Source organism: Mycobacterium szulgai, from assembly GCF_002116635.1.
Classification (GTDB): Bacteria; Actinomycetota; Actinomycetes; order Mycobacteriales; family Mycobacteriaceae; genus Mycobacterium; species Mycobacterium szulgai.
Genome location: NZ_LQPW01000134.1, coordinates 12,833 through 26,628, shown reverse-complemented (window position 1 = coordinate 26,628; position 13,796 = coordinate 12,833). Strand labels below are relative to the sequence as shown.

Below are 13,796 nucleotides of genomic sequence, written 5' to 3'. Positions count from 1 at the left end.
AGCGCATGATCAGCGTCATGCGCCCGGTGTTGAAGACGTATTTCCGCTCCGAGGTGCATGGCTTGGATTCGTTCCCACCGGGCGGAGCGCTGGTCGTGGCCAACCATTCCGGCGGCATGTTCCCGATGGACGTCCCGATCTTCAGCGTCGACTTCTACGACCAGCTCGGCTATGACCGCCCGGTCTACACACTGAGCCACGACATCTTGTTCATGGGCGTCACCGGCCCGCTGTTCAGGCGCGTCGGCTATATCCGGGCCACTCGCGACAATGCCGCCAAGGCGCTGCGCACCGGCGGTGTGGTGGTGGTCTTTCCCGGTGGTGACTACGACGCGTACCGGCCCACCTTTTCGGAGAACGTCATCGACTTCAACGGCCGCAAAGGTTATGTCCGGACCGCGATCGAAGCCGGAGTACCCATTGTTCCTGCAGTGTCCGTCGGCGGGCAGGAAACGCAACTCTACCTATCCCGCGGCACCTGGCTGGCCGAGCGACTCGGCCTGAAACGCCTGATCCGCAGCGACATCCTGCCGCTGTCGTTCGGCTTTCCGTTCGGGTTCAGCGCCGCCATCCCGCCCAACGTGCCACTGCCCACCAAGATCGTGATGCAGGTGCTGGAACCGATCGACATCGCCAAGGAATTCGGTGACGACCCGGACGTCGACGAAGTCGACGAGCATGTGCGGGCGGTGATGCAGCAGGGACTCAATGAGCTTGCCGCCAAACGACGTTTCCCGATTCTGGGCTGAGCCATGGCATCTCGCATCAGTGACATCCTCGGGCTGATCACCACCATGCGGCGCGCCCGAATGATCGCGCCCATGCGACCGGACAAGTATGTCAAGATCGCCGCCGCAATGCGCCGCGAAGGCATGGGCTTCACGTCGGGTTTCGCCGGTGCGGCCCAACGCTGCCCGGACAAGCCGGGGTTTATCGACGAACTCGGCATGCTCACCTGGCGGCAACTCGAAGAGCGCAGCAACGCCTTTGCCGCCGCGCTGCAGGGGTTGCCGGGCGGAGCGCCGCGGGTGGTCGGGATCATGTGCCGCAATCATCGCGGCTTCGTCGATTCCCTATTGGCGGCCAACAGGATTGGCGCCGACATTCTGCTGCTCAACACCTCGTTCGCGGGCCCGGCGCTGGCCGACGTGGTGGCGCGGGAAAATGTCGATACCGTCGTCTACGACGAGGAGTTCACCGCCACGGTGGATCGCGCACTGGCCGACCGGCCCCACGCCACCCGCATTGTCGCGTGGTCCGATCGGCCGCACGAATTGACCGTGGAGAAGCTCATCGCCGCCCACACCGGGCAACGGCCGCAACGTTCCGGCGGCGCGGGAAACAAGGGCAAAGTAATCCTGTTGACTTCGGGCACCACTGGAACACCCAAGGGCGCCAAGCACTCTGGCGGTGGCGGCGGCATCGGCACCCTCAAGGCGATCCTGGATCGTACGCCGTGGCGGGCCGAGGAACCCATTGTGATCGTGGCGCCGATGTTCCACGCGTGGGGGTTCTCACAGTTGGTGCTGGCGTCGTCGCTGGCCTGCACTGTGGTCACCCGTCGCAAATTCGACCCGGAAGCCACCCTGGACCTCATCGACCGCTACCAGGCGACCGGCCTTGCGGTAGTGCCGGTCATGTTCGACCGCATCATGGAACTACCCGACGACGTGCGGAACCGCTACAGCGGCAAGACATTACGCTTCGCCGCAGCATCCGGCTCCCGGATGCGCCCCGACGTCGTCATCGCGTTCATGGACCAGTTCGGCGACGTGATTTACAACAACTACAACGCCACCGAGGCCGGAATGATCGCCACCGCTACCCCCGCCGACCTGCGTGCCGCGCCCGACACCGCGGGCAAACCGGCCGACGGGACCGAAATCCGCATCCTGGACTCCGAATTGAACGAAGTCCCGGTCGGCGAGGTCGGGAGCATCTACGTCCGCAACGAAACCCAGTTCGACGGCTACACCTCGGGTACCACCAAAGACTTTTACGCGGGGTTCATGTCGTCGGGCGACGTCGGCTACCTCGATCACAACGGCCGGCTGTTCGTCGTCGGCCGCGACGACGAAATGATCGTCTCCGGGGGCGAGAACATCTATCCGATCGAAGTGGAGAAGACCCTGGCCACGCACCCAGAGGTGGCCGAAGCCACCGTGATCGGCGTGGACGACGAGGAGTATGGCCAGCGACTCGCGGCATTCGTGGTGCTCGAACCCGGCGGCTCGGCTACTGCAGACACTCTCAAACAACATGTCCGGGAGAACCTGGCCAACTACAAGGTGCCTCGTGAGATTACGGTTCTCGACGAGCTTCCCCGCGGCAGCACCGGCAAAATCCTGCGCGCCGAATTGAAATCACAGGTCGGCGGCGCATGAGGGGCCGGCGACTGCTACGCCTGGCCCGGCGGCAGGCATTTACGCCCAGACCGCTGACGCGAGCCACCGTTGAAGTTCTCAACGCCGCGAACGGATTACGCCCGTTGAGCCGTAACCCTTACGCGGCGGTTCTGGTGTTCTGGTTCGGCTGGCCCACCTCGGAGGTGCCGGGTCTGTACGCCACCGCCTCCGCGCTGGACGCCGTGCGCCGCGGCCGCCGTGGCGATTTCGCCGGCGCGAAAGGGAAAGCGGCACTGGGACTGACGGCCGCGCCCTGGGTCATCCTGGCGGTGATCCGCTACCGCGGCACCGTTACCCCCGGTCCGGTTTTGGAAGCCGGGCTGACCGAGCAACTCGGTCCCGACTACACCGAGGAGCTCAAGGAGCTACCGACCGAACCCACACGTGTCGGCAGGCGCAACGTCCCACTGCGCAGCACGGTCGCCCGCCGGCGCTTCGTGGACAAGCAGAATGTCGTGCGCTACGGGCCGCACGGACGGGCCAACCTGGCCGACATCTGGCGCCGACGCGACCTGCCGCGCGACGGCAAGGCGCCGGTGCTGCTACAGGTACCCGGCGGCGCGTGGATGATCGGGTGGCGACGCCCGCAGGCGTATCCGCTGATGGGCCATTTGGTTTCACGCGGATGGGTATGCGTTTCGATGAACTACCGCGTCTCGCCGCTGCACACCTGGCCCGACCACATCGTCGACGTCAAACGCGCACTGGCCTGGGTCAAGGACAACATTGCGGCTTACGGTGGCGACCCGAATTTCGTTGCGATCAGCGGCGGTTCGGCCGGCGGCCACTTGTCTGCATTGGCCGCATTGACGGCCAACGACCCCAAGTTCCAGCCGGGCTTCGAAGAGGCCGACACCTCCGTGGCGGCGGCAGTCCCGTTCTACGGCCGCTACGACTGGTTTTCCACCGAGGCCGTCGGGCGCGCCCAGTTCGTCGAGGTACTCGGAAGAATGGTGGTCAAACAGAAGCTCAGTACGCATCGCCACATCTATGTCGATGCCTCGCCGATCCAGTATGTAAAGCCCGACGCCCCACCGTTTTTTGTGCTGCACGGAACCGACGACTCGCTCATTCCGGTGGTTGAGGCCCGCGAGTTCGTCGACGAATTGCGCACGGTGTCGAAGGCGCCGGTCGCCTACGCCGAACTGCCCAACGCCCAGCACGCTTTCGACATCTTCGGATCGCCGCGAGCACACACGGCCGCCGACGCGGTGGCCCGGTTTTTGTCCTGGGTGTACGTGAAGAACCCGCCCGGCAGTTAGGCGCGCGTCTGGCTTGATAGCCGCCGAAATCCCTTGCGCCACTTTCGTTTCATGGGTCTCAGGGTAGGCGTTTTTGTCGGTAGGCCTTCGTATTGTTTGCGGCATGGGTTCGAGTACGCGCGAGGAGATCGTCGAGGTCTTCGACGCACTCGACTATGAGTTGGATCGCTTGTGCGGGTTGACCTTTGACGTGTTGACCACACCGGAGCGGTTGCGGGCGCTGGAACGTCTGGAACGGGTGGCGCGCCGGCTGCCGGTGCCCGGGCATACCTTGATCAATCAGATCGGCGAGCAATCTTCTGAGGAAGAGCTCGGCGGCACGTTGCGGGTGGCCCTGGCTGACCGGTTGCACATCACCCGGGCCGAGGCCGGCCGGCGCATTGCCGAGGCCGCGGATCTGGGTGAGCGCCGCGCTATGACGGGTGAGCCGCTGTCGCCGCAGTTGACCGCGACCGCGACCGCCCAGCGCGACGGGCTGATCGGCGACGGGCATGTCAAGGTGATCCGCGATTTCCTGCGCGGGCTGCCCGCCGCGATCGATCTGGGTACCCGCGTGGCCGCCGAAACCCAGCTGGCCCAGCTGGGCGCCAGCCGGCGCCCCGACGATCTGGCCGGACTGGCCACACAGCTGATGGATTGGCTTAACCCCGACGGCAACTACACCGACGAGGACCGCGCCCGCAAACGCGGGCTTACCCTGGGCAAGCAGGAACACGACGGCATGTCGCGCCTGAGCGGCTATGTGGATCCCGAGCTGCGGGCCACCCTGGAAGCCGTCGAAGCCAAACTGGCCGCTCCGGGGATGTGTAACCGCGACGACGAAGCCCCGGTGGTCGATGACGAGCCCTCCGCAGAAGCGGCGCGCCGCGACCTGCGGTCCAAACCCCAGCGTTTCCATGACGGGTTGCTCGCCGGGCTGCGCGCGCTGTTGATGTCCGGGGAGCTGGGTCAGCACAACGGCTTACCGGCCTCGATCATCGTCACCACCACGCTCAAGGACTTAGAGGCTGCGGCCGGGTGCGGCCTTACCGGCGGCGGCACCATCCTGCCCATGTCCGACGTCATCCGCCTGGGCCGTCAGGCCAACCATTACTTGGCGATTTTCGACGAGGGCAAGCCCCTGGCGCTGTATCACACGAAGCGTCTGGCCTCCCCGGCGCAGCGAATTGTCTTGTACGCCAAGGACCGCGGCTGTTCGGCGCCGGGCTGCAATACACCGGGGTACTACTGCGAAGTGCACCACTGCACCCCCTATGCCCAGTGCCGCAGCACCGACATCGACCAGCTCACCTTCGCCTGCGGCGGACATCACCCGCTGGCCGAAAAGGGCTGGGCCACCCGCAAAAACGCCCACGGCGACACCGAATGGATCCCCCCACCCCACCTCGACCACGGCCAGCCCAGGACCAACAGCTTCCATCACCCCGAAAAGCTGCTGGCGCCAGATGACGAAGACGACCCGTAGCCCGCGACTGCGTTGCCTAGAACGCTGCGTTGCCTAGAACGCTGCGTTGCCTAGAGCGCTTCGGCGGCGCGCTCGAGTTCGACCAGAGCCGGCTCGATGAGATCGGCCATCTCGTCGATGTCGTTGGCGACCTCGGGTGTCGTCACGAAACCGAAGTCCAAGTGTTCCTGGTAGGAGAAGCAGGTGATGTTCAGTGCCACGTCCATGACGGGGGGCCCGAGCGGCACCAACGACTCCAGCCTGGCGCCGGCCATGTACAACGGGATCGGTGGCCCGGGAACATTGGAGATCACCAGGTTGATTGGGGCCAGGTTGTGCGAGAGTCCGGTAGCCGTATAGGCGCGGGCAGCCAGTTGCAGCAGGCCGGGCGGCGTGGTTTCGGTAAGCCCCATGATCTGATGCGCCGACAACGCTTTGGCCATCTCCTTGGCGCTCTGCGTGCTTTCGTGAATGGCACGCAGCCGCTCGGCCGGATCCTCCACGTCGGTGGCAAGCGACGCCGTCATCGAACTGATCTGATTGCCGACGTCCTCCTTGGTCTCGTCGGTGCGGGTGGAGACCGGGATCTGGGTGATCAGCGGCTTCGTGGGCAGCTCGTTGCGCTTGAGCAGGTATTCGCGGGCTGCCCCGGCCACTAGCGCGAGCACGACGTCGTTGAGTTTGACGCCGAAGGCATCCTTGACGGCCTTGGCCCGCGCCAAGTCGACGCGGGTTCCGCTGATCCTGCGGTGCGGGGAGACCGACGCGTTGAACCGGGTCTTCGGCGCGTCGAAGTATCGCGGCGGCTTGCTGCGCACGCCGAGGACCGCGATCTGCTGGCGCACGGTCTGCTCCAGCAATCTGGCGATGCGGAACGGCGTCATGATCCCGACGTTGATCAGCGCGCTGATGGCACGACGTTCCAGGCCCGGGATTTGGAATCCCACCAGCGATCCCACCTTCTCCGTTTGCGGCGGTCGTGGTTCCGGCGTTATGTCCAACAGGATTTCGCCCAGCCCCGCACCGGAAACCCCGTCGACGATGGCGTGATGCATCTTGGTCAGCGTGGCGAAACGGCCGCCCTCGACACCCTCGATGACCCACAGCTCCCACAACGGCCGGGAGCGGTCCAGCTTGTAGGACATCAACCGGCCGACGAGCTCCTCGAGTTCGCGCCGGCCTCCGGGCGCTGGAACGCCGATTCGACGGACGTGATAGTCGACGTCGAGCTCCTCGTCCTCGACGAACCACGGGCGGTCCAGGCCCAGCGGGGCGCCCGTCACCCGCCAGCGCAACTGCGGCACCTCGGCAAGTCGCTCGTTGATCAGTTCGCGGAGTCGATGAAAGCTGTAGTCGGCCGCGTCAGTGGGATCGCATACGGCCAGTGCACCCACGTGCATATGCCAGCCTGCTGTCTCTGCCGACCAAAACGCCGCATCAACGCTCGAGAGCCGCTTCATGCCATGAACCGTAGCCCCGAACGGCTGGCCGCGGGAAGGCGGTTAGCTACGCGGCACTAGGTCGTTAGGCATCTTCGAGCAGGTCTGGGGTCACCGCCGACTCAGTGTCCGGGATACCCTCAACCTTGGCCTTGCGATCGGCCATCGACAACAATCGCCGAATACGCCCTGCCACAGCATCTTTCGTCATCGGCGGGTCGGCGAGCCGGCCCAGCTCCTCCAGCGACGCCTGGCGGTGCTCAACCCGCAACTTGCCGGCTGAAGCCAGGTGTTCGGGCACCGTATCGCCCAGGATCTCCAGCGCCCGCTCCACCCGGGCGGCCGCCGCTACCGCGGCCCGCGCCGAACGGCGCAGATTCGCGTCGTCGAAGTTGGCCAGCCGGTTGGCCGTAGCCCGCACCTCGCGGCGCATCCGGCGCTCCTCCCAGATCAGCCTGGTGTCCTGCGCCCCCATTCGGGTCAGCAATGCACCGATCGCCTCACCGTCGCGCACCACCACCCGATCGGCGCCACGCACCTCTCGAGCCTTTGCGCTGACTCCCAGCCGGCGTGCGGCACCCACCAGGGCCAGCGCCGCTTCCGGCCCGGGACAACTGACCTCCAGCGCCGACGAGCGTCCCGGCTCGGTCAGGGACCCGTGCGCCAAAAACGCGCCCCGCCAGGCGGCTTCGGCGTCGCCGATGCTGCCGCCGACAACCTGGGCCGGCAGACCACGCACCGGCCGACCCCGCATGTCAAGTAGTCCGGTCTGACGGGCCAGCGCCTCACCGTCATTGGCGACCCGCAGGACATACCGGGTGCTCTTGCGAACCCCGCTCGCCGACAACACATGCACCACCGCGTTGTAGCCGTACAGGTCGAAGATGTCCTTGCGCAACCGGCGGGCGATGCTGCCCAGGTCGACCTCGGCCTCCACCACCACACGGCCGGCCACGATGTGCAAACCGCCGGCGAACCTCAGCAGAGACGTGACCTCGGCGCGGCGCGCACTGACCGATTTGACTACCAGACGGCTCAGCTCGTCCTTGACTTCGGTCGTCATCGCCACGCGTCGTCACCCCTTGGTCGTCCACCGTCCATCGGCCGCTCTGCCGTGGCCGTCACCGGAGGCGTCGCCGGGTCTTTCTCGCCGACCCTGTCACGCGCCCGCACCCCGTCCAGCACGGCTGCCAGCTTGCCCGGGTCATGTAAAGGTGTACCAGGTCGGGCCACGTCCGCGAAGTGGACCTCGGCATGGAGCAAGGTGGCGGTACGGCGCAGTTGCTCGCGCTCCCGATCGCTGGGCACTCGCTCGGCGTCGATGATGATCTCGTCCACGGTGAATTCCGGCGCGTGCTGAGCCAGTACGTGCAGATGGCGCTCCACCGAAAAGCCCGCCGTCTCCCCCGGCTCGGCCACCAGGTTGAGCACCAGCGCCTTGCGGGCGGTGGTGCTTTGCAGCGCCGTGAGCAACCCCGGCACCAGCACGTGCGGGATCACGCTGGTGAACCACGACCCGGGCCCCAACACCACCAGGTCGGCGGCCATGATGGCGTCGACCGCCTGGCGGGTCGCGGGCGGGTCTGCCGGCAGCAATCGCACCCGTCGCACCTTGCCAGGTGTGCTGGCAATCGCCACCTGACCCCGGATCAGGCGGAACATTCGCGGGTCGGACTCAAGGCCGGATACGTCGGCCTCGATCTGCAGCGCGATCGGGCACATCGGCAGCACCCGGCCCTTGACGCCCAGGATGCGTCCGAGCTCGTCGAGGGCCGCGACCGGATCGGCCAGCACCTCGTTGAGGCCGGCCAGCAACAGATTGCCGATCGGGTGCCCGGCCAGCACGCCGCTACCCCCGAATCGGTGCTGCATGATGGTTGCCCACAACCGGCCGTAGGGGCTGTCGGATGCCAACGCCGCCAAAGCCATTCGCAGATCCCCCGGCGGGACCACGTCCAACTCGCTGCGCAGCCGGCCGGACGAGCCGCCGTCATCGGCGACGGTGACAACGGCGGTGACGTAGGGAGTGAGCCGACGGGCCGCGGATAGCGTCGCGTACAAACCGTGTCCGCCACCCATGGCGACAATGCTGTCCGTCATTCGCGACCCAGATCCCGGTGTAGTACCCGTACCGACAATTGCGGATTGGATCCCAACAGCCCCATCAGGGCCTCAGCGATCGCCACGCTGCGATGCTTGCCGCCGGTACATCCGATGGCGACCGTCATGTATCGCTTCCCCTCCCGGCGGTAGCCGTCGACAACCAGGGATAGCAATCGATGGTAAGTCTGCAGGAACTCAGCCGCGCCGGGCTGGCCCAGCACGTAGTCGCGGACAGCCGGTTGCTGCCCGGTAAGCGGGCGCAATTCGTCAACCCAGTGCGGGTTGGGCAGGAATCGCACGTCCATGACCATGTCGGCGTCCATCGGCAGTCCGTACTTGAAGCCGAAGGACTCCACGGTGACGCTCGTCGTCGCACCTCCGTTTCCGCCGAACGCACGCTCGATGCTTTCCCGCAGCCCCCGCACCGACAGCGTGGACGTGTCGATGATCAGGTCTGCGGTGGCGCGAACCTGCGCGAGCATCCGGCGCTCGGCGGCAATGCCCTCGGCCAGGGTCTGCTGGCCCTGCAGCGGATGGCTGCGCCGATTCTGTTCGTAGCGGCGCACCAACATGTCGTCGGAGGCCTCCATGAACACCACTCGCGGAGTGATGTTGCGGGTAGCCAGTTCGTTGCGCACCTCGTCGAGGTCGCCGGTGAACCCGCGCGACCGCACGTCCATCACCACCGCCAGCTGCGTGATTCGGGAGCCGGCCGCCAATCCGAAATCCACCATGCGGGTGATCAGCTGGGGCGGCAAATTGTCCGCGACATACCAACCCAGGTCTTCGAGCACTTTGGCCGCCGTGCCGCGCCCGGCCCCGGATAACCCGGTGACCAGAACGACGTCGATACCGGCGGGAACGTCTTCGCTGGTCATGCTTCGGCTCCGGGGGCTCCGGGGGCTCCCGAGGCTGCTGAGGCTTCGGGACGCAACGCCTCGAGGACAGCCGCGGCCGTGGCGACGCCGATGCCCGGGACGGCGGTGATCTGGTCGACGGTGGCCTCCTTGAGGCGGGCTATGGATCCGAAGTGGGTGACCAGCGCCTTGCGCCGATGCTCGCCGAGCCCGGGCACCGAGTCGAGGGCCGACGCCGTCATCCGCTTTGATCGTTTGCTGCGATGGTAGGCGATGGCGAATCGGTGCGCTTCGTCGCGCACCCGTTGCAACAGATAGAGCCCCTCGCTGTTGCGCGGCATGATGATTGGATCCGGCTCCGAGGGCACCCACACCTCTTCCAGGCGCTTGGCCAGGCCGATCACCGCGACGTCGGTGATGCCGAGCTCGTCGAGCACGGCTTTGGCAGCATTGACCTGCGGTGCGCCGCCGTCGACTACGTAGAGATTCGGCGGATAGGCGAATCGGCGCGATTTCCCTTCGGCGGAAAGCAGATTCGGATCGCTCTGGTCGCTTAGATGTCGATAGAACCGCCGGCGGGTGACTTCGGCGATGGAGGCCACGTCGTCGGAGCGGCCGTGCCCGGCGGCTTCCCGGATGCCGAAGTGGCGATAGTCCGATTTGCGCGGCAGGCCGTCCTCGAATACCACCAGGGAGCCCACCACATCGGTGCCCTGCACGTGGCTGATGTCGACACATTCGATTCGCAGTGGTGCGTCGGCCAGACCCAACGCATCCTGAATATTCTGCAGCGCAGCGGATCTGGCATTGAAGTCACCGGCCCGCTTCAGCTTGTGTTGCTGCAGAGCCTCTTTCGCATTGCGTTGCACGGTTTCGGCGAGGGCACGTTTGTCGCCGCGGCGCGGCACCCGCAACGCGACCCGCGCACCGCGCAGGTTCGACAACCAGCTGGCCAACTCCTCTGAGTTGGACGGCAGACACGGCACGAGAACCTCGCGCGGAACCGGGTTGACGGCTTCGTCGGCGGCGCCACCGAGTTCGGCCTGGTCCCCGTAGAACTGCGTGAGGAACTGCTCGACCAACTGCTCCTCGCCGGATTCACCTGGGCCCCCGGGCTTTTCGACGATCCAGCCGCGCTGGCCACGAACCCGGCCGCCGCGGACGTGGAACACTTGCACCGCCGCTTCGAGTTCATCGTCGGCGAAGGCCACCACATCTGCGTCGGTGCCGTCGCCGAACACGACGGCCTGCTTCTCCATGGCGCGCTTGAGGGCGCCGAGGTCGTCACGGAGGCGGGCGGCGCGCTCGAAATCTAGTTGGTCCGACGCGGCCTGCATCTGCTGTTCGAGTTCGCGGGCGAAGCGGTCGGTTTTGCCGGACAGGAAGTCGCAGAAATCTGTCACGATCTGCCGATGCTGTTCGGCGTTGACCCGGCCGATGCAGGGAGCCGAGCATTTGTCGATGTAGCCAAGTAGGCAGGGGCGGTCGATCTGGTTGTGCCGCTTGAATACTCCCGCCGAGCAGGTGCGCGCCGGAAACACCCGGGTAAGCAGATCCAGCGTTTCGCGGATCGCCCACGCGTGGGAGTAGGGCCCGAAATACCGCACCCCCTTACGTCGGGGACCGCGATAGACCATCAACCGGGGAAACTCCTCGTTGAGGGTGACCGCCAGCACCGGATACGACTTGTCGTCGCGGTAGCGGACGTTGAAGCGCGGATCGAACTCCTTGATCCAGTTGTACTCCAGCTGCAGAGCTTCGACTTCGGTGTTGACCACCGTCCACTCGACCTTGGCCGCCGTGGTCACCATCTGCCGGGTGCGTGGGTGCAGGCTCGCGACGTCGGCGAAGTATGACGTCAGCCTGCTGCGCAGGCTCTTGGCCTTGCCGACGTAGACGACGCGCCCATATTGGTCCCGGAATCGGTACACGCCAGGCTCGACCGGGATGGACCCCGGCGCGGGGCGATACGTAGCGGGATCTGGCACGTATCCAGGCTAATGGTCGCTCCGACAACGCCTAGCGCGGTGGTGTTCGCCGGGCACGCCCGGTCACGAAACGCTGTCCCAATGTTGGTAGGGCGCATCGGGGATGCAGAAGCCTATATACAAGGAAGTGCCTGGGGCTGGGGCGCCGTTGACGGCGAGGCAACCACCAAATCCAGTGCTGATCTGGCCATTGGGCTGGTAACTGAAATCCTGCGACGGCCAATTGGAACAGGGCTGGAGGAACACGTCGCGATGCTCCCAGGGTCTCGTGAGGCACTCCCCGGGAAAGGCCACGCTTTCCTGCTCGTCGCCGGTGGACGTCCAACGCTGGGAGTCCGCACCGTTGCAGGGGTTGATGACTACCGGGGTGAACCAATCCCCGCTGGGACCGTCCAGACAGAAATCGCCCAATCCGCTTTTCAGTTGGACCGGTTCGTCGGCCTGCGCCTGGGCAGCGCTGAGTACCGCCATACTCGTCGCTGCGCCGAATACGACGAGGGTCCGGCGAACCACGCCCAACAACCGAGCCCTGGTCATGGAACGCTGTCCCAACCCTGATCGATATTGCCGTCGCAGAAGCGCGTAGAAACCCAAGTCCCCGGGTCCGGCCCGCCGAGCACGGTAAGACACCCGCTCAGATCACCGGTGACCTGCCCGTTGGGCTGAATCGTCCATTTTTGGGTGAACCAATTCAGGCAGCCCTGCAGGTGCGAGACCCAACTCTCTCCCGGCTCTGACAAGCAATTCCCGGGAAAGGCCACGCTTTCAAGCTGACCGTCCGGGGTGAGGTTCCAGCGCTGAAAATCCGTCCCATTGCAGGGGTTGATCACTATCGGGGTGAACCAACTACCACTCGGGGCATCCAGACAAAAATCGCCCATTCGGCTCTTCAACTGGATGGGGCCGTCGGCGTGTGCGGTGCCAGCGCTGAACGCGGCGACACCGAGCATTGTGCTGACTGCGGCAAGGGCCCGGCACACCCGGGTCATCAATGGCGATCCACTCATTTCGGCGGCCATCGTTGCATCTCGTTCCAGCCGATGCATCTCGTCCGGCGCTACTTTCGTGCGCATGCGGCCGGCGCTAAGTGGCGCGTTGTTCTCTTCGACGCCAAATATGCTGTGGCACTTTATGATTAGCGACGATCTCCTGAGTTTGTGGATTTCCTGTGGCTTGACTGGCTGAAGGTCGGCCGCATGCCGTCCGGCTCGCCAGCGTAGGCGCTGAGCTTCCGCAGATGAGCCGGCAAAACCCGGTGCCCAACTCCTGGAAACCGGAACAACAATGTCGTATCGTCGGTCGCGTCAGGGCCTTCAGCCTTTTGCAATTCACCTCGAGTCGTACCCACAGAAAGCAGGGTTGATGACGAAACCGTTGATTGCCCCGACCAGAGTGCTGCGGGATTATTTTTCCAGTTCGCTGGTGTGGGAGGATTTTCTGGCCCAAGGCGGCTTCGTCGAAGGCGATATCGTCATCGCCACCCCCGTCAAGTCCGGCACGACGTGGACCCAGCGGATAATCCAGCAGATATTGCGCAATGGGGCCGAGGACGACGGAAGTCTGTCGGACAGCTCCCCATGGCTCGATTCCACCTGGGGCAATCACGCCCAGATGCTTCAAAAGCTCAAGCAACAGCGCGAAGCCGGCGTCCGCCGCGTCGTCAAATCGCATCTGCCGGCGGACGCCCTACCGATTGCCCCCGAGGCGCGGTACGTGTTTGTCGGCAGAAATGGCAAGGACACCGGAATCAGCTTTCACAATATGATCTGCAACTATTCCGAGTCGACGATGTCGATGATCAACCGGCTCCATGCCCAGTGGTCGGGCGACGCTACGCCGTTGGTGATTCCCGAGGACATGCAGGCATTCTTCGACCTGTGGCTGGAAACAGACGGCTATGGCTGTTGCGATCTGTTTGACCTGGTGCAGTCGTGGTGGCAGCTGCGCGATGAGCCAAATGTGCTGCTGCTGCACTACCAAGAGCTCAAAGACGACTTAGCGGGCCAAATCGTACGGCTGGCAGAATTTTTGGGCATCGATCCCGCGTCGCTGCGCACAGACGTCATTGTCGAGCATTGCTCGTTCGACTACATGAGCGGTCGAGCGGAAAAGATGGCTCCGTTCAACGGACAACACATGTCCAGCGCCAAAGCCTTCTTCCACAAAGGGCCCAACCGCGATTACCGCAGCGAGCTCACGGCGGAACAAGTTGCACGCTTCGACGAGGTTGCCCAGCAAAAGCTTGGTACGCAGTGCGCCCGCTGGCTGGAAACCGGCAAACTTTCCGCCACCGGCTAG

At 65.1% G+C, this 13,796-nt stretch carries 12 protein-coding genes; 5 read left to right on the top strand and 7 right to left on the bottom strand.

Annotated elements, in window-relative coordinates; translation table 11 throughout:
* The first annotated feature begins 5 nt into the window (after window positions 1–5).
* The 4 genes from AWC27_RS18870 to AWC27_RS18855 all read left to right on the top strand — a co-directional run bounded on the left by AWC27_RS18870 (window position 6) and on the right by AWC27_RS18855 (window position 5,132).
* Window positions 6–749, top strand: coding sequence for a lysophospholipid acyltransferase family protein (locus tag AWC27_RS18870; protein WP_139837093.1), 744 nt, complete (start codon window positions 6–8; stop codon window positions 747–749).
* A gap of 3 nt (window positions 750–752) precedes the next feature.
* On the top strand, window positions 753–2,384 hold the full coding sequence (fadD12, locus tag AWC27_RS18865; RefSeq protein ID WP_085671881.1) for an acyl-CoA ligase FadD12: 1,632 nt from the start codon (window positions 753–755) through the stop codon (window positions 2,382–2,384).
* Window positions 2,381–3,667, top strand: coding sequence for an alpha/beta hydrolase (locus tag AWC27_RS18860; RefSeq protein WP_085671880.1), 1,287 nt, complete (start codon window positions 2,381–2,383; stop codon window positions 3,665–3,667). Before fadD12 ends, AWC27_RS18860 begins: the two co-directional genes overlap by 4 nt.
* Window positions 3,668–3,770: 103 nt before the next feature.
* Entirely contained in the window at window positions 3,771–5,132 is a 1,362-nt protein-coding gene (locus AWC27_RS18855; RefSeq protein WP_085671879.1) for an HNH endonuclease signature motif containing protein, read from the top strand.
* 50 nt (window positions 5,133–5,182) lie between these two features.
* Here the strand turns inward: AWC27_RS18855 and AWC27_RS18850 are convergent, their stop codons facing one another.
* The 7 genes from AWC27_RS18850 to AWC27_RS18820 form a co-directional block, all read right to left on the bottom strand.
* Window positions 5,183–6,571, bottom strand: coding sequence for a WS/DGAT/MGAT family O-acyltransferase (locus tag AWC27_RS18850; RefSeq protein ID WP_085671878.1), 1,389 nt, complete (start codon window positions 6,569–6,571; stop codon window positions 5,183–5,185).
* A gap of 64 nt (window positions 6,572–6,635) precedes the next feature.
* Window positions 6,636–7,613 (bottom strand): DNA-binding protein WhiA, encoded by a 978-nt coding sequence (whiA, locus tag AWC27_RS18845; RefSeq protein ID WP_085671944.1) that lies wholly within the window; start codon window positions 7,611–7,613, stop codon window positions 6,636–6,638.
* Window positions 7,610–8,650: a uridine diphosphate-N-acetylglucosamine-binding protein YvcK gene (gene yvcK, locus AWC27_RS18840; RefSeq protein WP_085671877.1), complete on the bottom strand. Its 1,041-nt coding sequence runs from the start codon at window positions 8,648–8,650 to the stop codon at window positions 7,610–7,612. The genes whiA and yvcK overlap by 4 nt, the downstream gene beginning before the upstream one ends.
* Window positions 8,647–9,531 carry an RNase adapter RapZ gene (gene rapZ, locus AWC27_RS18835; protein ID WP_083113972.1) on the bottom strand — a complete coding sequence of 295 codons (885 nt, stop codon included), beginning with the start codon at window positions 9,529–9,531 and terminating at the stop codon, window positions 8,647–8,649. The genes yvcK and rapZ overlap by 4 nt, the downstream gene beginning before the upstream one ends.
* On the bottom strand, window positions 9,528–11,498 hold the full coding sequence (uvrC, locus tag AWC27_RS18830; RefSeq protein ID WP_085671876.1) for an excinuclease ABC subunit UvrC: 1,971 nt from the start codon (window positions 11,496–11,498) through the stop codon (window positions 9,528–9,530). The genes rapZ and uvrC overlap by 4 nt, the downstream gene beginning before the upstream one ends.
* Before the next feature lie 63 nt (window positions 11,499–11,561).
* Window positions 11,562–12,035 (bottom strand): Rv1419 family lectin, encoded by a 474-nt coding sequence (locus AWC27_RS18825; protein ID WP_085671875.1) that lies wholly within the window; start codon window positions 12,033–12,035, stop codon window positions 11,562–11,564.
* Window positions 12,032–12,505 (bottom strand): Rv1419 family lectin, encoded by a 474-nt coding sequence (locus AWC27_RS18820; RefSeq protein WP_085671943.1) that lies wholly within the window; start codon window positions 12,503–12,505, stop codon window positions 12,032–12,034. The genes AWC27_RS18825 and AWC27_RS18820 overlap by 4 nt, the downstream gene beginning before the upstream one ends.
* A 355-nt stretch (window positions 12,506–12,860) precedes the next feature.
* Between AWC27_RS18820 and AWC27_RS18815 the strand changes: the two genes are divergently transcribed.
* On the top strand, window positions 12,861–13,796 hold the full coding sequence (locus AWC27_RS18815) for a sulfotransferase domain-containing protein (protein ID WP_085671874.1): 936 nt from the start codon (window positions 12,861–12,863) through the stop codon (window positions 13,794–13,796).

Bases quoted from the DNA above. Each gene is read 5' to 3' on its own strand.
- AWC27_RS18815 (WP_085671874.1), top strand. From the start codon at position 12,861: ATGACGAAACCGTTGATTGCCCCGACCAGAGTGCTGCGGGATTATTTT.
- yvcK (WP_085671877.1), bottom strand. From the start codon at position 8,650: ATGACGGACAGCATTGTCGCCATGGGTGGCGGACACGGTTTGTACGCG.
- AWC27_RS18825 (WP_085671875.1), bottom strand. From the start codon at position 12,035: ATGACCAGGGCTCGGTTGTTGGGCGTGGTTCGCCGGACCCTCGTCGTA.
- rapZ (WP_083113972.1), bottom strand. From the start codon at position 9,531: ATGACCAGCGAAGACGTTCCCGCCGGTATCGACGTCGTTCTGGTCACC.
- AWC27_RS18870 (WP_139837093.1), top strand. From the start codon at position 6: ATGATCAGCGTCATGCGCCCGGTGTTGAAGACGTATTTCCGCTCCGAG.
- fadD12 (WP_085671881.1), top strand. From the start codon at position 753: ATGGCATCTCGCATCAGTGACATCCTCGGGCTGATCACCACCATGCGG.
- whiA (WP_085671944.1), bottom strand. From the start codon at position 7,613: ATGACGACCGAAGTCAAGGACGAGCTGAGCCGTCTGGTAGTCAAATCG.
- AWC27_RS18855 (WP_085671879.1), top strand. From the start codon at position 3,771: ATGGGTTCGAGTACGCGCGAGGAGATCGTCGAGGTCTTCGACGCACTC.
- AWC27_RS18850 (WP_085671878.1), bottom strand. From the start codon at position 6,571: ATGAAGCGGCTCTCGAGCGTTGATGCGGCGTTTTGGTCGGCAGAGACA.
- AWC27_RS18860 (WP_085671880.1), top strand. From the start codon at position 2,381: ATGAGGGGCCGGCGACTGCTACGCCTGGCCCGGCGGCAGGCATTTACG.
- AWC27_RS18820 (WP_085671943.1), bottom strand. From the start codon at position 12,505: ATGAGTGGATCGCCATTGATGACCCGGGTGTGCCGGGCCCTTGCCGCA.